The organism is Flavobacterium microcysteis (assembly GCF_006385255.1).
GTDB lineage: Bacteria > Bacteroidota > Bacteroidia > Flavobacteriales > Flavobacteriaceae > Flavobacterium > Flavobacterium microcysteis.
In genome coordinates, this window is sequence record NZ_VFJE01000055.1 from 17,554 (window position 1) to 37,041 (window position 19,488).

Annotated in this window: 20 protein-coding genes; 2 read left to right on the forward strand and 18 right to left on the reverse strand. The window is 35.5% G+C overall.

All coding sequences use genetic code 11. The annotated features are described in order from the left end of the window. Window position 1: 1 nt before the first annotated feature. The 3 genes from FJA49_RS11250 to FJA49_RS11260 are packed head-to-tail and all read right to left on the reverse strand — an operon-like array spanning window position 2 to window position 5,320. Window positions 2–3,499 (reverse strand): PAS domain S-box protein, encoded by a 3,498-nt coding sequence (locus tag FJA49_RS11250; RefSeq protein WP_140001017.1) that lies wholly within the window; start codon window positions 3,497–3,499, stop codon window positions 2–4. A 2-nt stretch (window positions 3,500–3,501) separates the two neighbouring features. Beyond that, entirely contained in the window at window positions 3,502–3,933 is a 432-nt protein-coding gene (locus tag FJA49_RS11255) for a response regulator (RefSeq protein ID WP_140001018.1), read from the reverse strand. Between the two features lie 43 nt (window positions 3,934–3,976). Then, the gene (locus FJA49_RS11260; protein ID WP_140001019.1) at window positions 3,977–5,320 is read right to left on the reverse strand and encodes a sensor histidine kinase; all 1,344 of its coding nucleotides are present in this window, start codon (window positions 5,318–5,320) and stop codon (window positions 3,977–3,979) included. Between the two features lie 189 nt (window positions 5,321–5,509). Here FJA49_RS11260 and typA point away from each other — a divergent pair, with 189 nt between their 5' ends. Further along, window positions 5,510–7,306, forward strand: coding sequence for a translational GTPase TypA (gene typA / locus FJA49_RS11265; RefSeq protein ID WP_140001020.1), 1,797 nt, complete (start codon window positions 5,510–5,512; stop codon window positions 7,304–7,306). Between the two features lie 55 nt (window positions 7,307–7,361). On the opposite strand, the gene FJA49_RS11270 is transcribed toward typA, so the two are convergent. The 14 genes from FJA49_RS11270 to FJA49_RS11335 all read right to left on the reverse strand — a co-directional run bounded on the left by FJA49_RS11270 (window position 7,362) and on the right by FJA49_RS11335 (window position 17,583). Then, window positions 7,362–7,907 carry a dihydrofolate reductase family protein gene (locus tag FJA49_RS11270; protein WP_140001021.1) on the reverse strand — a complete coding sequence of 182 codons (546 nt, stop codon included), beginning with the start codon at window positions 7,905–7,907 and terminating at the stop codon, window positions 7,362–7,364. Window positions 7,908–8,196: 289 nt separating this feature from the next. Continuing rightward, on the reverse strand, window positions 8,197–9,153 hold the full coding sequence (locus FJA49_RS11275; protein ID WP_140001022.1) for a hypothetical protein: 957 nt from the start codon (window positions 9,151–9,153) through the stop codon (window positions 8,197–8,199). An 86-nt stretch (window positions 9,154–9,239) separates the two neighbouring features. Further along, the gene (locus tag FJA49_RS11280) at window positions 9,240–9,626 is read right to left on the reverse strand and encodes a VOC family protein (RefSeq protein WP_140001023.1); all 387 of its coding nucleotides are present in this window, start codon (window positions 9,624–9,626) and stop codon (window positions 9,240–9,242) included. Between the two features lie 261 nt (window positions 9,627–9,887). Further along, window positions 9,888–10,250: a rhodanese-like domain-containing protein gene (locus FJA49_RS11285; RefSeq protein ID WP_140001024.1), complete on the reverse strand. Its 363-nt coding sequence runs from the start codon at window positions 10,248–10,250 to the stop codon at window positions 9,888–9,890. After that, complete coding sequence (locus FJA49_RS11290; protein ID WP_140001025.1) at window positions 10,247–10,549, reverse strand: DUF3817 domain-containing protein; 303 nt, start codon at window positions 10,547–10,549, stop codon at window positions 10,247–10,249. Before FJA49_RS11290 ends, FJA49_RS11285 begins: the two co-directional genes overlap by 4 nt. 1 nt (window position 10,550) lies before the next feature. After that, a complete protein-coding gene (locus tag FJA49_RS11295; protein ID WP_140001026.1) occupies window positions 10,551–11,009 on the reverse strand; it encodes a hypothetical protein in 459 nt (152 codons plus the stop codon). Window positions 11,010–11,089: 80 nt separating this feature from the next. Next, the gene (locus tag FJA49_RS11300) at window positions 11,090–11,680 is read right to left on the reverse strand and encodes a TetR/AcrR family transcriptional regulator (RefSeq protein ID WP_140001027.1); all 591 of its coding nucleotides are present in this window, start codon (window positions 11,678–11,680) and stop codon (window positions 11,090–11,092) included. 76 nt (window positions 11,681–11,756) lie between these two features. Next, complete coding sequence (locus FJA49_RS11305) at window positions 11,757–12,464, reverse strand: XAC2610-related protein (RefSeq protein ID WP_140001028.1); 708 nt, start codon at window positions 12,462–12,464, stop codon at window positions 11,757–11,759. 81 nt (window positions 12,465–12,545) lie between these two features. Further along, complete coding sequence (locus FJA49_RS11310; protein ID WP_140001029.1) at window positions 12,546–13,118, reverse strand: hypothetical protein; 573 nt, start codon at window positions 13,116–13,118, stop codon at window positions 12,546–12,548. Between the two features lie 70 nt (window positions 13,119–13,188). Further along, the gene (locus tag FJA49_RS11315; RefSeq protein ID WP_233590137.1) at window positions 13,189–14,316 is read right to left on the reverse strand and encodes an agmatine deiminase family protein; all 1,128 of its coding nucleotides are present in this window, start codon (window positions 14,314–14,316) and stop codon (window positions 13,189–13,191) included. 50 nt (window positions 14,317–14,366) lie between these two features. Next, the gene (locus tag FJA49_RS11320; protein WP_140001031.1) at window positions 14,367–14,939 is read right to left on the reverse strand and encodes a hypothetical protein; all 573 of its coding nucleotides are present in this window, start codon (window positions 14,937–14,939) and stop codon (window positions 14,367–14,369) included. A 62-nt stretch (window positions 14,940–15,001) separates the two neighbouring features. Next, window positions 15,002–15,496 carry a hypothetical protein gene (locus FJA49_RS11325; RefSeq protein ID WP_140001032.1) on the reverse strand — a complete coding sequence of 165 codons (495 nt, stop codon included), beginning with the start codon at window positions 15,494–15,496 and terminating at the stop codon, window positions 15,002–15,004. 168 nt (window positions 15,497–15,664) lie between these two features. Beyond that, entirely contained in the window at window positions 15,665–16,183 is a 519-nt protein-coding gene (locus FJA49_RS11330; protein WP_140001033.1) for a GNAT family N-acetyltransferase, read from the reverse strand. A gap of 2 nt (window positions 16,184–16,185) precedes the next feature. After that, window positions 16,186–17,583, reverse strand: a complete 1,398-nt coding sequence (locus FJA49_RS11335; protein WP_140001034.1) for a hypothetical protein — start codon at window positions 17,581–17,583, stop codon at window positions 16,186–16,188. A gap of 350 nt (window positions 17,584–17,933) precedes the next feature. Here FJA49_RS11335 and FJA49_RS11340 point away from each other — a divergent pair, with 350 nt between their 5' ends. After that, window positions 17,934–18,467 carry a GNAT family N-acetyltransferase gene (locus FJA49_RS11340; RefSeq protein ID WP_199758383.1) on the forward strand — a complete coding sequence of 178 codons (534 nt, stop codon included), beginning with the start codon at window positions 17,934–17,936 and terminating at the stop codon, window positions 18,465–18,467. Between the two features lie 31 nt (window positions 18,468–18,498). Here the strand turns inward: FJA49_RS11340 and FJA49_RS11345 are convergent, their stop codons facing one another. Further along, complete coding sequence (locus FJA49_RS11345; RefSeq protein WP_140001035.1) at window positions 18,499–19,377, reverse strand: tetratricopeptide repeat protein; 879 nt, start codon at window positions 19,375–19,377, stop codon at window positions 18,499–18,501. Window positions 19,378–19,488: the final 111 nt, after the last annotated feature.

Here is a 19,488-nt window from a genome sequence, read left to right on the forward strand (position 1 = left end):
TTTATTCTTTTTTGAATGTTAATGTAAACTTAGTTCCTTTATTTACTTGGCTTTGAACATCAATTGTTCCTCCCATTGTTTCGACTTGTGATTTGACAAGGTATAAGCCAAGTCCTTTGCTGTCTGGATAGTTATGGAATCGTTGGTAGAGGCCAAAAATCTTGTCTCTATTTCGTTCAATATCGATTCCGATTCCGTTGTCTTCAAAGGTAAGAATTGTCTTATCAACTTTCTCCTTTGTAGCGATAGTTATTTTTAATTTTTTTGAAGGATCTCTATATTTTATGGCATTTGTAAGCAAATTTAACATGATGCTTTCCAAATAGGCCTTATTCATGTTTGAAAGCGAGTCGTTTTCAAGGTTGATTTTTAAAATCGGCTGGTGCAGATTTATAAGATAGCTCAGCTGGTCAAAAACGGTTTCAAATACTTCGCTGAAAAGGACTTCTTCTTTTTGGATGAATGGATTGTCTTTGATGATGACAACTTTTACGAGGTCGTTTATAGTCTCATTTAGGAGATGGGTTGACTTTGTAAAACCATTCAATATCAGTTTGAGGTCATCATTTTCAATTGGAATATCTTCAATTAAGTTCAAAAGCCCGGTCAGATTCGATAATGGAGCTCTCAGGTTATGCGATGTTATATAAGAGAATTGTTTTAAATCCTTGTTGTTTTGTGTTAATTCCCGAATGAGCTGTTCTCGCTCTTTTTCTTGTCTTTTTAGCTGGGTAATATCTCTCTGTATCGAAATCCAGTGAGAAAGCTGTCCTTCCTTGTTTGTGATTGGAATCATTGAGAAGCTGACCCAATATTCTTCGCCATCTTTTTTGTAGCTAATGGTTTCAATCTGGGTTTCTTCTTCATTCTTAATAGCGGAGACAAGTTTTTTCAATTCAGATTCATCTGAGTTTTCACCTCTGAATAGTAATGGCGATTTTCCAATAACTTCGGATGCTTTATAACCTGACATTTCAGTAAATGCCTGATTGGCAAAAATGATTTTTGGAATGGAAGTTTCTGAGGTGTCGTTATCCGTAATGATTACTGCATCTTTGGCTTGTGTAATAACGGTTTCCAGAAGTTTTAGTCGCTGCTCTTCTTCTTTTTGTTTGGTTACATCCTGCATGGAACCAATCATTCGGATTGGTTTACCATCGCTGTTCTTAATCAGGAAACCTCTATCAAAAACGTGTTTGTAAGTGCCGTCAACACATTTAAAGCGGTATTCATCTTGCCACTTTTCAACCTTTTTCTCAAGGAAGTTATAGAGTTTTACAGATACTCTAAGGCTGTCTTCCGGATGAATTCTGTCGAACCACCATTTTGATGTATCGCCGACCTCTTCTTTTTTATATCCAAAAACACTTCGGATTCCCTTATTCCATTGAAAATCGTCTTCTTGTATTTTCCAATCCCATATGGTGTCGCTTGTTGCTTTTGCTACAATATCATAACGATCAATAGCTTCTTTCAGTTCTTCGCCTGCTCTTCTGTTTTCGATCAATACTCCTACGAGGTTTGCAATGCGCTCCAAAAGATAAATCTCGTTCGGGTTTGGTTCTCTGTTGGTTTTGTAATAGGTCACAAAACTAGCGAGGCTTGATCCGTCTGTCTTTTTGATTGGGATAGACCAACAGGATTTTAAACCATTAGCTATAGCAGCCGGAGCAAAATTTTTACAGAGTGGTTCTTTTTCGATGTCGGAAATAAAAGCGTTTTCATTTTTGAAAATGCTTCTTTTCGAATCGAGATCATTTATGGAATCGATATAGCCTTTTGGCAACGAATTGCCTACAAAGTGTTTTATCTTATGGTTTTTGATTTCTATGATAGAGCACAGCGCATCCGGCATCAAAATCTCGATGTTTTGGATTACTTTTTCCAAAACTTCTTTTAGTGATTTGTTGGGCTCGGCATTAAGCTTGTAAGTGTCTTTCTCGAATGCGAGTATGGTTTCCTGGAATTTACGTGTCGTAATGTCCTGTAGAGCGCCTATTTTTTTGACTTGTTTGCCGTCTTCCCAAATCAGGTCAAATCGGTCTAAAACATGAGCATAAGTATCGTCCTGCTTGCGAAAGCGGTATTCAATTTCGTGATGCGAATCGGAAGAGTTTTCCTGTATGGCTGCAATTTTTTCCCTTACATCGTCTCTTTCGTCAGGATGAAGCCGAGATACCCAGAAATCCAAATCGATATATTGCTGGTCTTTAAAATCAAATCCGAATAGCTTTTGATAATTAGAGCCGGCAATGTATATTTTTTTTGTTTCGGCATCAAATTCATAGATCGCATCGCTCGTTGCTTTGGCAATGGCCTCATAGCGAAGATCGCTTTCTTTGATTTTGAGCTCGTTTTCAATTCTTTCGGTTACGTCACGAGCATTGAGTACAATCCCGTTAACTGCGGCATTGTCTCTCATGTCGATGACATTGGCTTCAAGCCATCGCCATTCGTTATCTATTTCAATATATCTAAATGGGCGGGTGGCAATGCGTTTTTCAGTTTTCAAACGGGAAAATTCCTCCCTGAAGACTTCCATTTCTTCTGGATGGAGCTGTTCGAATGCATTGAGCCCAATATAATCGTCAGGATTTATTCCGTAATTGGTCTGTACATTCGGACTGATATAAGTAAATACGCCATCAGTGTCGAGAATGGCAATCAATTCTGAACCGTCTTGAACCAGAGCTTTGAAACGCTGTTCTGTCAGCTCATTTTCTTTTTCGGTTTTCAGCCTTTCCGTGACATCGGTTACTAAAACAAGTCGGGCTCTTTTTCCATTAAAATTAATCTCATTGCCTTGAGTGATGACATCAATTAGTACTCCGTCTTTTGTGATATGCTTGAAAGACATTTCTATGAACTTTCCTTCTTCTCTTAACGATTTGACCAAAGCCAATGCTTTGTCGGAATCATCTTTGGCAACCACGGAGTAAGCCTGTAGGTTTAAAAACTCTTCTTTAGTGTAGCCGTATTTTCTCATGGCCGCATCATTGACATCCAAAAAACGAAGCGTTTGGATATCATAGACAAGTTTTGGCAACGGGCTATATTGGAAAATATCTTTGTATTTCTTTTCGGAATCGCTGAGTTTTTGCGCTATTTTCTTGCGTTCGATATTGTAAAGTATCGTTTTAAAAAGCAAAGAAGCGTTCAGGTCCTCTTTCTGCAGATAGTCAGAGACTCCATACGAAAGCGATTTGATGCTAAATTCCTTGTCTGAAAAGCCTGTTAGAATAATAATCGGAATATCTCGGGATATCGGGATGATCTCGTTAAAAAGCCTTTCGCCTTCTGCATCTGGAAGAATCAGGTCTAAAAAAATAATATCTATTTTTTCTTCCGTGTTCAGAAATTTCTTGGCTTCTTTGAGATTCCGCGCTTCATAAAAAACAGGATTGCGAAATTCTTCTTTTATATAATCCTTGATCAGCACCAGATCGCCCTGGTTGTCTTCGATTATTAAAAAGTGAATACCTTCTTTTTGAAACGTCATCGTTAAAGTTTTTTAGGCAATTGAACCATTGATGTCCAAAACTCTTCAATTGCAGTTATCGTTTCCAGAAAATTACCAGCTTCGACGGGTTTTGTTATAAAGCAATTTACGTGGTTTTGATAACTTTTCAGTATGTCGCTCTCAGATGACGATGTAGTTAGCATAATTACAGGTATATGTTGAATTTGGGGATTCGATTTTATTCTGGCCAAAACTTCATGGCCGTTTAGTTTAGGAAGATTTATGTCCAGAAGTATAAGATCTGGCAGTATTGCATTTTCATAAGCTCCCTTTCTTTCTAAAAACTGTATAGCTTCCCATCCGTCTTTTACAACTGAAATTTCTTTTCGTATACTGCCATGGCTGAGCGCTTCTTTTGTGAGCAGGATATCGCCATCATTGTCTTCAATCAGTAAAATAACAATTGATTCCATGGGGCACAGATTAGAATTTAACAAATATAATAAAACTATTCACTTATTTGCTTACTGTAAAACAAAATGTGCTTCCTTGGCCTTCTTCTGATTCTACCCAGATTTTGCCGCCTTGGGCCTCAATAATTTTTTTACAGATTGCCAGTCCGATTCCGGTTCCTGAATATTCGTGTTTGGCATGAAGCCTTTGGAAAATAATAAATATTTTTTCACTAAACATCGGGTCAATACCGATTCCGTTGTCTTTAACTGAAAATAACCAATGGTCTTCCAGATCCTGATGCGTTATTTCAATTTTTGGTGGCTCAGACGGACTGTGGTATTTTAGTGCATTGCTGATCAGATTCTGAAAAACCAGCTGTATTGGGGTTTTGCGGTTTTTGATGGCAGGCAGATGGTTCCATTTTATGACTGCATTGCTTTCTTTTATAAAAGCTTCATGATAGTTAGTCACTTCTTCTATCAGGATATTGAGGTCAATTGTTTCGATGGTCTGGTCAAATTTTCCAACTCTGGAATATTCCAGCAGATCAAGTATAAGGTTGCGCATTCTGTGTGCGCCGTCTACAGCATAATGAATGTATTCTTTGCCTTTGTCGTCAAGATTGTCACTGTATTTTCTTTGGATTTCTGACAAAAAACGTGTGATCATTCGTAAGGGTTCCTGAAGATCATGAGAAGCGATATAGGCAAATTGTTCCAGTTCAGCATTAGAAACAGCAAGTTCTTCAACTCTTTTGTTGATTTGGAGATTGAGTTCTTTAAGCTGTTCTTCATTAATTTTTCTTTCGGAAATGTCTTCCAGAGAACCTATCATACGGATGGGTTTTCCTTTTTTGTTGAATAAAAGATATCCCCTGTCATAAATATGGCGGATGCTGCCAGATTCAGTAATAATGCGATATTCGTCAGACCATTTTTCTTTGTTAGAACTTTCGATGAAAGTATTGAACTTTTGAGCGACGCGTTCTTTGTCTTCTGGATGGATCTTGTCCGTCCACCAGGTACTATGATTTTCAAGATTTGGATAACCAAAGATTTTGGTTAGCGATTCGCCCCAGCTGACTTTATTTTTCTTGAAATCCCAATCCCAGATAATATTGTTGGTTGCTTTGGTTACCACAGTATATCTTTTATTGGAAAGTGTGAGTTCTTCTGTAATGTTTTTTAGCCTGTTCAGGTACTTTTGGTTTTTATTTTCATATCTCCTAAGCATGATCCAAAACAGAAACCCTGAAGCTACTATGAATCCAATTCCTTTAAGTGTTTGAAAAAGTACGGTGTCACCATAAAAGCCAAAATAGGCAAATGAACGGTCACTGATTAAAATCCATAGGATTCCAATCACAAGATAGATGGAGATTATTTTATTGGAAGGTTTATACATGGGGTAATGTTCTTCTTTGTAAAGATAAAGAAAACTCTTTTTGTTCAGATTAATTATGTTAAAAAATCAAGATATGTTCTAATTATGGAACTTTAAGTTACTGGCTTATTATGAATAAGTTAAGTCCTTTGAAAAAAACATTTTTTATGTCAAAATAATGTGTAAATTTGCACCTTGAAAAAAAATCAGATGGAATCTATCAGAAACATTGCAATTATTGCCCACGTCGATCACGGTAAGACTACTTTGGTTGATAAAATTATGTACCATTGTCAGCTTTTCCGCGAAAATGAAAATACGGGAGACCTAATTCTTGATAATAACGATTTGGAGCGTGAGAGAGGTATTACTATTACTTCTAAAAACGTTTCTGTTGTTTATAAAGGAACAAAAATCAATATTATCGACACTCCAGGTCACGCGGATTTTGGAGGAGAAGTAGAGCGTGTCTTGAATATGGCCGATGGAGTTTGCCTTTTGGTAGATGCTTTTGAAGGTCCTATGCCACAAACTCGTTTCGTATTGCAGAAAGCTATCGATCTTGGATTGAAGCCTTGCGTGGTAATCAATAAAGTAGACAAGGAAAACTGTACACCTGAAGAGGTTCACGAAAAAGTTTTTGACTTGATGTTTGAACTTGGCGCTACTGAAGAGCAATTGGATTTTCCAACTGTTTATGGTTCTGCGAAAAACAACTGGATGTCTGACGACTGGAAAAACCAAACGCAAAACATCGAGCCGCTATTGGATATGGTTATCAAAAATGTACCAGCTCCAAAAGTTTCTGAGGGAACACCACAAATGTTGATTACATCTTTAGATTTTTCTTCTTTTACAGGTCGTATCGCTATCGGTCGTTTGGAAAGAGGTGTATTGAAAGAAGGAATGCCTATTTCTTTGGTAAAAAGAGATGGCAAGATTATAAAATCACGTATCAAGGAACTTCATACGTTTGAAGGACTTGGACGTAAAAAAGTAGAAACAGTTGTTGCTGGTGATATCTGTGCAATTGTAGGAATTGAAGGATTTGAAATTGGTGATACTGTTGCTGATTTTGAAAACCCGGAAGCATTGCAGACTATTGCAATCGATGAGCCTACAATGAGTATGTTGTTCACAATCAACGATTCTCCTTTCTTTGGAAAAGAAGGAAAATTTGTTACATCTCGACACATCAGAGATCGTCTGACAAAAGAGTTGGAGAAAAACTTAGCCATGAAAGTGGGTGAAACTGATTCTGCTGATAAGTTCATGGTTTTTGGTCGTGGTGTATTACACTTATCTGTTCTTATCGAAACAATGAGAAGAGAAGGTTACGAATTACAAATTGGTCAGCCACAAGTTATCATCAAAGAAATTGATGGTGTGAAATGTGAGCCGATTGAAGAATTGACAATTGACCTTCCAGAGAATCTTTCAGGTAGAGCAGTTGAATTCGTATCAGTTCGTAAAGGTGAAATGCTTTCTATGGAAGGTAAAGGAGAAAGAATGGTAGTGAAATTCAACATTCCATCTCGTGGAATCATTGGATTGAGAAACCAATTATTGACTGCTACTGCTGGTGAAGCTATCATGGCACACCGTTTCATAGGATATGAACCATACAAAGGAGAAATTCCTGGAAGAAACAACGGTTCATTAATTTCTATGGAAAATGGTAAAGCAATTCCTTATTCTATCGATAAATTACAAGATCGTGGTAAATTTTTCGTTGATCCAAACGAGGATATCTACGAAGGACAAGTTATTGGAGAAAATACTCGTAGCGATGATATGACTGTGAACGTAACCAAGACTAAAAAACTTTCTAACGTACGTTCTTCTGGAGCTGACGACAAGGCAAGAATTATTCCTGCGATCAAGTTTTCATTGGAAGAAGCTCTTGAATACATCCAGAAAGATGAGTATGTTGAGGTAACTCCAAAATCGTTACGTTTGAGAAAGATTTATTTATCTGAAACAGACAGAAAGCGTTTTAAATTCTAATATTCGTATTTCTTTATATAAAAAAAGCCATTCTGAAAAGAATGGCTTTTTTATTTTATCGTACCGGTTCATAGATTAATTGCACAACACCAGAACGGAAAGTGTTGGTTTTGACAAGCTTCAATTGTAGTCGTTCTTTAAGGTCTTCAAATAAGGGTTTTCCACTGCCTAGTGCTACCGGATGCACGGATATCCTATAGGTGTCGATAAGACCTAATTGGATAAAACTTTTAATGAGTCCTGCGCCGCCATACAACCAGATATCTTTACCGTCTTGTTGTTTGATTTCGGTTACTTTTTTGGCTATATCGGAACTTATAAAGGTAGCATTTGGATCTTGTCGTTCCTGACTGGAGAATACAAACTTGTTTTTTGAATGGACATCCTGCCAGAGTTTTTGTTCTACAGCGCTCGCTCCGTCTTCCGGCTGATAATTGCCCCAGGCATCATAGCTTGTCCGACCATAAAATATGGTGTCTATACTGGCAAGAAAGCCGTCAAAATCCATATCGTCATCCATAATACACCAATCGATTTCTCCGTTTGAGCCTTCAATAAATCCATCAAGCGTTACCGCCAGGTCTAAAATTACTTTTTTCATTGATTGTTTGTTTTGATTGAAGTTGTTGGCAAACAGATATCCTTTTAGATATTTTTATCTGTGTGCATTTTTTTCATAGCTAAACAAACTTACTAAAAGAAAGCAAAAGTAAGGAAGGTTATTTAGGACAAATTGTTTTTGAATGGATCTTACGCTGACTGATGAAGAATTTTCTATTCGTTCATAAAGCAAAATCTCGCCTTTATTGCTGCTATATTTTTAACCAATTCTGGCATAATATGGACAATTCTATCAATATGAAAGGTTTGTCTATTTTGGATAAATACTGTTAATCGTTAAATGAATTAACCTTAAATATCAATTGTAGTTTTATCGGATCCTTTTTTGAATTTGGAAATTTTGTATTGTTAATCTTTTTCTCAAATTCCTTCATGATTGTCATGTCTATAGCATCTTTGACCGCAAATTCTATTTCATTATTGTCCTTTTTTAATTCAAATTGAATCATAATTTTTCCAGATTCATCTGAATTTTTAAAAAGCTCTTCAAAGATTGTTTTTGTTTGATCAATGATTAATCCGACATCTTCTACTGAGCTATTTTCTTTAAATTCCAGGTCGCTACTTAACAAAACAACTTTTTCAAGTGCTGTCTCTTTAGTACCCATGGGTGTTGAAGTTATTTCTTGACCATTTCGGTAAGATTTGAACCCGCCTTCTGATGTATAAGTTTTATTATCAATAGGATTATGATACTCTAATTTTGGAGCTTCATCAAGCCATAATAGTTTTAGATTGCTTTTCAGGAAGTTTAAAATGTAATTATGATTTTCTGTTTCTACGATAAGTAAAGGCTCGTCTATATCAAATGAAATAACTGACCAGTAATATTTTAATTCATGTTCGTTAGCTTTCCTGATTTTGTAATTACCGGTTATTTCTTTTTTGAATTCGTCCCATATAAGTTTTGTGTCATTTAGAGTGGGACTATATTTGCCGCTCAATTTTAGGTCATCTACCACAAAAGTAATATTGCCTTTAATTTTTTGTAGTTTTTCAATTTTCTGAAACCGTTTCCATAATTCTGGGCCAACAATAAGATGTTCCTCTAAAATTGAATACTTGTTTTTTTCCAGGTTTTTGATAATTAGCTGCTTGGCTTTATCATTAAGGTTATTGTCTACATAATTGTAAACAACCCCTTTAGGAATATTTATTGTCTCTATATTTTGTGCCGATATGCTGTTTATTGTGATAAGAGAAAATAACAGGTATATTTTTTTCATGTTTTTAGATGTACTTGAAATGTAATTAAGAATCATAACGTCTTTTCGAAACCGAAAATAAACAAACATTATGTTATTACAAATGTCTACATATAAAATACATTGAATTTATGTCCATCAGGATCTGAAAAAACAAAGCCATAATATTCTTCCCCAAATTCTTCTGCTTCAGAAATAATTGTACCGCCTGCTTTTTTAACTTCTTCCTGCCACTGATTGACTTCTTCTTTGCTTTCCGCAGAGAGTGTAAATATTATTTCATTTGCAGATTTCGGGTCGATTAACTCTATTTTAGTATTGGATTTAAGAATCTCCTTTAAAAAGAAATGAATTATAAAGTTGTCATCACCAACCCTAAAGCTGGTAAGTTCTTTAGAAGCTCCGTTAGGTTTAAAACCTAATTGGGTATAAAACTTGGTCGTACGTTCTAAATCTTCTACACCCAGATTTGCCCAGATTTTTCTTGTTTTCATAAAACGTTGAAGTTTAATTTTTACTATCAATAGATAACAAATATAAATATACAGTAATATATTGATTTTTATATTCTTAATAGCCAGCTAATTTCAGTAGCTAATCTTATTTTGCCACAGATTAGAAAGATTACACAGATTCAAAGAGCCACCCATACCTCATAAAAATAATACGAAAAGGAGGTTTTATCTGCTGTCACTTTTAAAATAAACACACAGGCTTAGAACCTCAAAACCTTAGTACCTTAGCACCTCAGAGCCTTAGCGCCTTAAAAAAACACTTTCCTGCAAATCGTTCCACGCTCCACCGTTGTATACTTTTTTAAATCCTTTTTCTTTCAGGATATTTTCGGCTTTGACACTGCGAAGACCATGAGAGCATACAGTTATATAAGTTTTTGAAGTGTCAAGCTCGACATATCGGTTACGGATTTCTCCTAATGATATGTTGAGCGAACCTTGAATATGGCCCATATTGAATTCATTTTGGGTACGTACATCTAGGATAATGGCTCCTTCGGATATAAGCTTGTCCAAACCTTTATCCAATGTGTAAATCCTGTAGATACGGTATCCAATGTAGATCAGTACTAATACTCCAATGATAATGATAACTCGTTTCATATTTTGCTTAGTATTTTACGATCTATATAAAACGTGCCGAATGGTATAATACAGGCCAGCATGACTTTGTAGGTTGTTTTTCTGAATTTCCATTGCTGCTCGACTCCAACACTCATGGTATTGATAATAAAAAGCAGAAATAAAGCACCGTGGATTGGGCCCATTATTTTTGAAAGTGATGGATTTTCGGCTGCATATTTTAAAGGCACAGCTATAAATAGAAGAACGAGTAGGGAGAGGCCTTCAATATATCCGAGTAGTCGGAGGCGTCCGATTGGAGTTTTTAGTAAAGTTTGCATATTATCTGAAATAAGGTCTGTTTGCGAAAGGAGAAAAAGGCCAGGGTATGGCAACAAAAATTAGGAGTAGGGCCAAGCCATACCAAACGAGCATCGTCTTGAATTTTTCGTTATCCAAAGTTTTTCTTTTTGATAGGGCGGAACCAATGGTAACGATGACGATAGCAATTAACATCAGTGTGCTATGAATCAGTCCAAAAAAGAGCAAATCGAAATTTTCTTTGGCAGTGCTGAAATTTTTAAGAAAGTATTTGATAATCGGACTCTGGAAGTATAAGGTTATCCCAACCATAAGTTGCAGATGGGCTATTGTGGCTGTCCAATGCCGGATGGCATTGTCTGTTTTTGTAAATGTTGTTTTTTGTGAATATCCTCGATATGCTTTGTAAAGGGAAATAACCAGGCTGATTAAGACAAACCAACGCAAGGTAGAATGCAGAAAAGTGAGGGTTTGATACATAGTATAAAAGACTATTTGTTTGGCGAAAACAAAAGTAAATAAAAAACATACTAATTAGTATGTTTTTTGGATAAAAAAATTTATCTCAAGCTTTCAAGATAGTCTTTGAGTTGTTTTAGATAGACAAGATAGACGGATTTGCTATTGTTAAGTTTGCCGATATTTCGGATGCCCCAATAGCCGGACATGATAAAAATAGCGACCTGGTCTGCTTTTACATCGGAACGGATGTTTCTGGTCTTTTTACCGTTTTCAATACAGTTAATGATAGCCTCTTTCCATTCTGATGACAGGTCGTTTAGCGCTTTAGTAAACTCAGCATTCCAAGGAGCCATTTCCTGGGTAAGATTGGAAGCAGGACAACCATACTCTACTTTAAGGATTTCATTGTCCATCAGTATTTCATACATCATATCATATATGGTCTGAATCGAATCTCCGCCAGATGTCAGTGGTTTTAGGAATGTATTTTCAAACGAAGGCTTTAATAATTCGTTGATAATGGCAATACCCATTTCGTCTTTGTTTTTGAAATGATAGTAGAACGCTCCTTTTGTAACAGCAGTTGTAGCCAGAATTTCATCAATACTGGTGGTCAGATAGCCTTTTTCGTAAATCAGCTCAAAGGCTTTTTGGAGGATATTCAGCCGTGTGATTGCCGCTTTTTTCATGTTTGGAGTTGTATTCTTTTAAACAAAGTAAGAGATAATTTGGAGTTTGAGCAAACTGGTATTAATAATTAAGTTTTTAATATTCTTCTTCTAATTCTTTTAAAGGAAAATAGTTTTTGAATCTTATATAACTTCCGTTATCATATTTGTCATTTCTAATTGTAGTTTCCTTACCGTTTTTATCAATCGTATTTATTGTAATCCTTTCATTAAATAATTCTACGTTGGCAAATTCTCTTAAACTGTCTTTATCTATTTTTGCAAATACGGTTTGAGTTCCTCCATAGACTCTAAAAGCATCAATGCAATCTAAATCTTTATTATATCTCAAATTAGGAAATTCTTCGGAATTTTTAATAAATACCAGCTTTCCCTTTTCTTTATCGAATAAGAAAAGTTTTCTAACGCTATTTGCACCTCTTGCTGCTATTGAAGATACAAACGTAAAATCGTTTAATTTATCATTGTTAAAGTCTTCTAGTTGTACATCACAGCCTAAAACACCATCTTTTAAAAAATGAAAGTTTTGTTTCAAAAGCCATTTCGAATTATTTTTCTCGAAGAAATTAATTTCAACATATACACTATCTGGGTTTCTATACTTTTTAAGCTCAATCTTGTATTTTTTTGGAATACCCACATTCAAACTGTCAATATATTTTTCATCAACTAGAGAAACGTCTTTTTGAGTTTTTTTTATTATGTCCGAAGGGATGTCTTCAGATTTCTTCTTTTCTGAACAACCTACAGAAAAGATTAGAAAGAACATGAGTAAGTATTTCATTTTTACTTATGAGTTAAGTTTCCAAAATTAGAGGTTAAATATAATATGTGTAAAAGATTGTTCTGATTATAACTTATAATTTTATATTATTATTCCTCCCTGATAATAAAATGTCATTTTAGCATTTTCAATAAATTCTTCAATTGAAGTTCCTCTGGTTGCTTTTTTATTATGGAATTCAATATAATATTCAGTTGGGTTAACTGTGCCAATTCGTGACAGCCAAAATTTAAAGCGCTTTGTTTGAGGATTGGGATTTAACTTTTCTAGTTCTTCAAAACAACAAATCGATAGGCTGTCATTTCTAACCTGATTATAAATAATCTTTTGGGTTTGAGTTAATGTATCAAGTTGGGAATTGCTTTTCTTTATTGTTTCTTTCCCGAAAACTACATCGGGATTAAATATTCCTTTTTTGAATAGTATTTCATAGCTTTTATTTTCAATCGAGACCGTCATGTTTTTTTCTCCAAATTGATAACTGTTCTCTCCAACCAGTTGAATGTTTTGCTGAAACCTTGGATAATTGCCCTTTTTGTATTTACTTGAGTTAAAGACTTCTTTTGCAAATCTATATTTTTCTTCATTTAAGTTTTGCCCAAAGATGTTGGTTAGATTTATTGTAAATAGGAGTATAACTAGGAGGTTTTTCATAAAGTTATAAAGGAATCGTAATGAAACCCATTTCCTTATTAATGAGTTTTAAAATCAGAATATTAGCTATTTAATACGTAGGCTGTTGTTGCGTTACACAATGTACCATTCCACCGTTCTCATAAAGATTCCTTACATCAATTCCTACAACGGTTCTGGTTGGATAAAGGGATTGGATAATACTATTGGCAACAGCGTCGTTCGGGTCGTTGTAATTGGGAACTAATACTTTATTGTTAGCAATGTAGTAATTAATGTAGGAGCCTTTGTAGCCTAAGCTGGTTCCGTCTGTTTTTTTGACATTGTTTTGGGTTAAGGGCACTTTTACAAATGTATAAGCAGTTCCGTTTTTGTTTTTTGCAGCATAAAGCTTGGTAATATCGCTTTGCTTTACATCATAATCCAATAGGTCATTTTGCTGCATGGTCACTATAGTGGATGCATTTCCAAATCGGGCAAATCCGTCAATGTGCTGGTCGGTAAGATCAAGTCCGGCCTGACCGTCAAGCCAGATAAAATTTGTCGCACCTATATATTTTCTGAAAATGTTCTCTGCTTGTGCTTGTGTCATATTTCGGTTTCGGTTAGGATTGAGTATTGAACTTTTACAAGCCATCAGAGTACCGTTCCCATCGATTTCGATGCTGCCGCCTTCATTTATCATAAGCGAATTTATATCGACATAAGGCTTGCCTTGGTCTGAGGCAATTTTAGAAGGTATCACATTGCAGTTTGCAAATTGGATAGGCAATCCGGATGTTTCGTCTGTTTTTTGTCCCCAACCATTAAAACCCCAATCTTGTACAACCAAGTTGCCACTTTTGTCACGGGCATAAATTGGCCCATTGTCTCTAACCCAGACATCATCTGTTTTGTAAATCCTAAAATCTACGTTGGTTAGCGGAACTCCTGCATTGTTCAATAAATTGATAATCCTGTTTTTTTCTGTTTCGTTGTAAGCAATGATGTGTACTTTTTCACTTGTTACCAATGCCTGAGTCATCGCTACCCAGGTTGGGTCTATGCTGTTTCTATACCCAACTCCATATTGATAATGATGTGGCCATTGAAGCCAAGTGCCTTCATGCAGCTCACTTTCTTCGGGCATAGTATAGAGTGCCTCAACTTCTTGAGGATTTTGTTCGTCGTTGCTATTGCACGAATTAAAAGCGGCTATTATCATAAGTAAAATCAACATTTTATACATAAATTTATAGTTGATAGTGGATAGGCTATAGTTGATAATTTTTACTGGAACTCAGTTTCTGTAACTCCATATTTTATTCCATTTTGGTTAAACAGGTCTTTGATCATGCTTAGCTTTTGTGTGCAGTCATCTCCTAATGTTATTTTGCTGTCATTTGTTCTGTAATTTCTACATTCAAAACATAGTTCTATAAACGCAATCAGATGGTTTGTATTGTCATAAAACAATATGGCATTTCTGGGCATATAACATTTTACTGCTGAAAGAAAATCGGGATTGGCTTTGTAACCATAATTATAGATAATATCCGTAAGTTTTTCAATCTGGTCGAAGTTTAAGGATTTTATTTCATCAAATTGGCTTTCGATTGCTGCCGCTTTTTTGCCTACTGATGCATTCAGGTATTTTTGTATTTCTTCGCCAACTCCGGCTTCTCCTTTGTTTTGGTAGGCAATCAGCTTTATTTGTGAAGTCTGATTGTAAGGATAATTGGCCAATCGTTGTTGCAGATTGATTTTAGTTTTTCTAACACAGTCTAATTTCTCACTACCGTCTGTGTGTTTCTTTTTTTTCGTTTGGGAATACGACAAAGTTGTGGTTAAACTTATTGACATTATCAATAAGATTATGTAGAATGGTTTTGTTTTACTATTGTACATTACAATGGATTATAAATTTAAAACAGTTCATTGCGCTCAAGAAGCCATGCAGTAGTGTCTTTCATTCCTTTGATTCTTTCTTCAGAGAATGGTATTGTTTCTTTGTCAAAGCAAGAAATTAGTGCATAGATTGTAGCATTTTCAAATGGCCTTTTCATTGTAGAGGTTATATCAAAGGCAATATCATTAATTTCAAAAGTTAAATACACTGATTCGCCTCTGAGTGCTGACATATATTTTATAAAGGCTGATAACCCATCTTGAATCTCCAACTTATAATTTATAGTTTCTATAGCAATAGGGTAGTCAGGAATATTCCAGATTATTTCATTTTTGCTATACTCGCTTTGCTTGTCAAAATACATCTTTAGCTCCAAATAACCAGCACTGTGATGTTTACTGTAGAGTGCTTTGCCAACCAATGGTTCTAAATCCCATTCTAGTATTTTTGCATTTACTTTGTGAAGTAAGCTATAGGTAAAAGAGTTTATTTGTAAAGATGTTACTTTCATTTTAGCTGTTTTTTGGTGATAGAAAAGTCATATCAAAATATGTTCCAAAACCGTCTGCAATTTTTGCTTTGCGACTCTGCGCCTTTGCGAGCAATTTTCACGCAAAGATGCTAAGCCGCAAAGTTGGTATTAAAAGTAAACATTTTTCGCATGTCCTTTCAACTAACCCTATAACTGTAACTTCATCATTATATCAGTCTGTTCTTCATCGCCTAATCTAAAAATATGTTTGTCAAATTCAACAAAGCCGTTCTTTTTATAGAAAGCAATGGCTCTGGGATTTTCCTCCCAAACACCTAACCAGACATAATCAGCTTTTGTTTCTGTTGCTACCTGTATGGCTTTATCATAGAGCAACTGGCCAACTTTCTTTCCATGAAATTCTTTAAGCACATAAATCCTTTCGATTTCAAGTGCCTTGTCGTCTTTTAATTCGGTTTGTGATTCTCCGAAATTAAGTTTTAGGTATCCGATTACAGTATCTTCTTCCAGTGCAAAATAGAATTCAGAGTTGGTGTTGCTGAGCTCTGAATGTAGTTTTTCTACCGAAAATCCGTTGTCCAGATACTCTTTCATGTTTTCTTCAGTATTGCTTTCAGCGAATGTCTCGAAAAAAGTCTGCCGTCCAATTTTTTGCAATTGGTCGATATCGTTTAAGGTTACTTTTTTTAATAAAATATTTTCCATGTTTATTGAATGAGTTTGTTTGGAAAGCGTTTATTCATCATTTCTTCGATCGTTGATTTATGACGATTAATAATAAACAGTTTGGTGTTTTCCGGAAGGTTAAAGACTTCTATAAATTCTGCTTTTGGATTTAGTTTTTTGTTTTTGAGTACCTCAAAGTAATCTTTCAGCAGGTTGAGTTTTTGTTCATGGTCTTGCGAAATGACAAATACTTTCGTAATGGGCATAGCTAATGTTTTTTCAATTTCTGTAGCGCTAACCGGAGCTCCCATTCTGTTGTTCGAATACTTGCGAAAGTTTCTCCTGAAATAGGTCCAGTCGTTAGAAGTATCGGCTATAATAAAACGGTAGGTAAAAAGATGTTGAAGCTCGTTATTCCATTGTGGGAACTTAGTGTCGTAAGTGCTTACATAAGCTTTTACAAATGCTTCGTCCATTGGTTTTTTATCTTCGATATATTTTTTTAGCACCGGATAGATTGCCTTTGCCATTTCGGATACGTATTTATTGGCATACCATTCGCCTTCATCCGCTTTTTTATTGACCTGCTCAATCACATAGCCATTGCCTAATGCGGTTGCCAATACTTCATTCATTAGCAATAGGGCATATTGGCTGTTAGGTGATTTTGTATCGTTAAACCATTTCTGGATATTTGTTTTCATCTCGAGTGACTGGTTATCATAAACGATATGGTATATTTCGTGCATGGCAACGCTAAAAAACGATACATGGTCTTTAAGATCTAAGGAAGCTTCGCAGACGGCAACATTGATAAAAGCTCTTGCTCCCAGATTGCCTTTGTCTAACGAAGGCAAAAGATTGAGTTCGAACGGAATGTTTTTGTCCCAGTTGGTATTATAGAAGGTAAGTCCTGTCTGGAAGAAGTTGGCAAATTGCTTGTTTTTTACATAGTTCTGCAGGTTGTTCTTCTGGACTTCAAGAGCTGCTTTGTTAGGTTCAAAAATAAGTTCACGGTATATAGGAAGGAAGTTTTCCAGGATTTCAGAAAATGAAGACAAATACTCGTTTGGTATAAGGCCTATGGATTTATTCCTGAAATCGGCAACCGTTTGGCTTATGGCCAGATTTCTTTCCATCATATCGCGTGACATCAGTCCAGCTTTTAGAGGTGACGGATATTGAGTAAAAGCATAGGTATAATCGATTGGCAGCTGTTCAAAGTCTGAAATCTGTTTTTTGAATGCTTCAGTATTGTATTTTGATTTAAAAAAAATGGACTTTAATTCATTATCAGGATAGTTGTCTGATATTTTAGTGAGGAAATCATAGACGGCATAAGGCTCCGAATAGTTTAACTTAAATTCTACGGGCTGTTGAGCGAAAAGGGGGAGTACGCTTGTTGCAAAAACAAAAAGCAAGGTGAGCATTTTTTTCATTCGATATGTTTTTTGATTGATGATGATGCGCTATTATCATAGCGCTTTTGCTAAGATAAAAGTTTTTTCAAATGAAAATAGTTGAGGTTGAAAAATTAAGAGAAGATTGGGTTTCTTTCTTGGAGTGGAGGTACCTAAAAGTTTACTATCTTTACAAGATGATTATCTCTACTACTATAACCGCATAAAGCGCAGCCTTCGACCTCATGTCGGAAGTTGTGCTTATTAACTATAATCGGGCGAATTCTTGCTCGATGTTTTTCGTATTTATCTATATTTATTAAAAAGTTTGGCAATGGCTTATGGTTTTATATCGTAGGCTGGCAGTCGGGCATTATACATTTATAACAATGAACATTACTATAAGAAAAGAAGAGAAAAAGGATTATAAAACGGTTTTTAACCTGGTTGAAAAAGCTTTTGAAAAGGAATTGATGAGCGACCATAAAGAACAGGAGCTGGTAGAGCGACTGAGAAATTCGGAAGCTTTTGTACCGGAACTGTCTCTGGTTGCTGAAATTGGAGAACAGATTGTGGGTTATGTATTGCTTACAAAAATTCAAATCGTGAATGAAACTTTTGAAACGGAGTCTTTAGCTATGGCTCCAGTGGCTGTCTTACCGGAATTCCAAGGGAAAGGAGTTGGAGGACGATTAATTGAATCGGCTCATGAAAAAGCGAAGAGGTTAGGTTTTGGTTCTGTAGTTTTATTAGGACATGAAGGTTATTATCCACGGTTTGGCTATGAAATGGCAAAAAAATACGGAATACGCCTGCCTTTTGAAGTTCCTGATGAAAATTGCATGGTTATTGAATTAGTCGAAAAAGCATTACAACATGCTAACGGCATAGTAAAGTATCCAAAAGAGTTTGGAATTGAATAGCAAAAAGCCTGTCCATTTGGACAGGCTTTTTTTATTTGTTTTCGCTTATTATTTGTTTTGCAGTGCTGTTTTCCGGATTTAATGCTAGCGACTTTTTATAAGCTTTTATAGCTTTTTCTTTTTGTCCAAGCTTCATTAGGCATTCGCCATAACTGTCATGCGTATTATACCCGTTTGGATAAAATTCTGTGTTTAGCTTGAAAATTTTCAGAGCTTCTTCATTTTTGTTTTGATTAAGCAGATTGTAACCGAATTCGTTGACTCCTTCTTCAGAAATATCATACTCTGATTTTATTCCTTTTTTGAATTCCTTTTTTATCAATTCGATTGTCTTGTCTGCAGATTTATTGGAATCGTAATAAGAGGAAATGGTTTTTAAATTCATCTGCCTTTCTTTTTCGACTTGCTGAGCCAGGGTTTCAACAGAGTAATATTGACGTTCTTCGTCGGTTACTTTGGTTGGGTCTATTTTATAGCGTGCCCATTTGTCGTTTGTGGATTTGTTTTTTGTATACTGTGTCCCATAGATTTGAGGTTCTCCTTTTCTCATAAGATCTCTGTCTACAGCTGCGGCATACCACCATCTGTTGAGTGACGGGTCAAGTTCTAAGGCTTTTTTGAAGGTTTTTACTGCCATACCCGAAGAAATGGTATCATTTCCATGTTGAAAAACGACCCCTGAATTGAAGTAATCTTTGGCAGTTTGTACTTTCTTTTCTTTGAGTAATTCAAAAACCCGGACACGTCTTAGGCTGTCTTCTTTGTTTAAAATAATCCAATTGATATCGGATTTCATTCTTGAATTCTGGTCGTCGTCGGCCATTTTTTGTAATTCGACGTTGTCAGTTTGTGAGAATGCCTGCAAGGAGCAAAGCATCAGGAGTAGAGCCTGAAAGATTGTTTTTTTCATGTGATTTGATTGATGATGATTCTGATTTCAAAGTTCAAATTTTTGATTTTTGATTTTTGATTTTTGATTTTTGATTTCAGAAAGGTAAAGTTACTTATAAAAAGAATGGAA

Coding starts and splice junctions, on each gene's coding strand:
- FJA49_RS11250 (WP_140001017.1), bottom strand. CDS start 3,499: ATGACGTTTCAAAAAGAAGGTATTCACTTTTTAATAATCGAAGACAAC.
- FJA49_RS11255 (WP_140001018.1), bottom strand. CDS start 3,933: ATGGAATCAATTGTTATTTTACTGATTGAAGACAATGATGGCGATATC.
- FJA49_RS11260 (WP_140001019.1), bottom strand. CDS start 5,320: ATGTATAAACCTTCCAATAAAATAATCTCCATCTATCTTGTGATTGGA.
- typA (WP_140001020.1), top strand. CDS start 5,510: ATGGAATCTATCAGAAACATTGCAATTATTGCCCACGTCGATCACGGT.
- FJA49_RS11270 (WP_140001021.1), bottom strand. CDS start 7,907: ATGAAAAAAGTAATTTTAGACCTGGCGGTAACGCTTGATGGATTTATT.
- FJA49_RS11275 (WP_140001022.1), bottom strand. CDS start 9,153: ATGAAAAAAATATACCTGTTATTTTCTCTTATCACAATAAACAGCATA.
- FJA49_RS11280 (WP_140001023.1), bottom strand. CDS start 9,626: ATGAAAACAAGAAAAATCTGGGCAAATCTGGGTGTAGAAGATTTAGAA.
- FJA49_RS11285 (WP_140001024.1), bottom strand. CDS start 10,250: ATGAAACGAGTTATCATTATCATTGGAGTATTAGTACTGATCTACATT.
- FJA49_RS11290 (WP_140001025.1), bottom strand. CDS start 10,549: ATGCAAACTTTACTAAAAACTCCAATCGGACGCCTCCGACTACTCGGA.
- FJA49_RS11295 (WP_140001026.1), bottom strand. CDS start 11,009: ATGTATCAAACCCTCACTTTTCTGCATTCTACCTTGCGTTGGTTTGTC.
- FJA49_RS11300 (WP_140001027.1), bottom strand. CDS start 11,680: ATGAAAAAAGCGGCAATCACACGGCTGAATATCCTCCAAAAAGCCTTT.
- FJA49_RS11305 (WP_140001028.1), bottom strand. CDS start 12,464: ATGAAATACTTACTCATGTTCTTTCTAATCTTTTCTGTAGGTTGTTCA.
- FJA49_RS11310 (WP_140001029.1), bottom strand. CDS start 13,118: ATGAAAAACCTCCTAGTTATACTCCTATTTACAATAAATCTAACCAAC.
- FJA49_RS11315 (WP_233590137.1), bottom strand. CDS start 14,316: ATGTTGATTTTACTTATGATAATAGCCGCTTTTAATTCGTGCAATAGC.
- FJA49_RS11320 (WP_140001031.1), bottom strand. CDS start 14,939: ATGTCAATAAGTTTAACCACAACTTTGTCGTATTCCCAAACGAAAAAA.
- FJA49_RS11325 (WP_140001032.1), bottom strand. CDS start 15,496: ATGAAAGTAACATCTTTACAAATAAACTCTTTTACCTATAGCTTACTT.
- FJA49_RS11330 (WP_140001033.1), bottom strand. CDS start 16,183: ATGGAAAATATTTTATTAAAAAAAGTAACCTTAAACGATATCGACCAA.
- FJA49_RS11335 (WP_140001034.1), bottom strand. CDS start 17,583: ATGAAAAAAATGCTCACCTTGCTTTTTGTTTTTGCAACAAGCGTACTC.
- FJA49_RS11340 (WP_199758383.1), top strand. CDS start 17,934: ATGAACATTACTATAAGAAAAGAAGAGAAAAAGGATTATAAAACGGTT.
- FJA49_RS11345 (WP_140001035.1), bottom strand. CDS start 19,377: ATGAAAAAAACAATCTTTCAGGCTCTACTCCTGATGCTTTGCTCCTTG.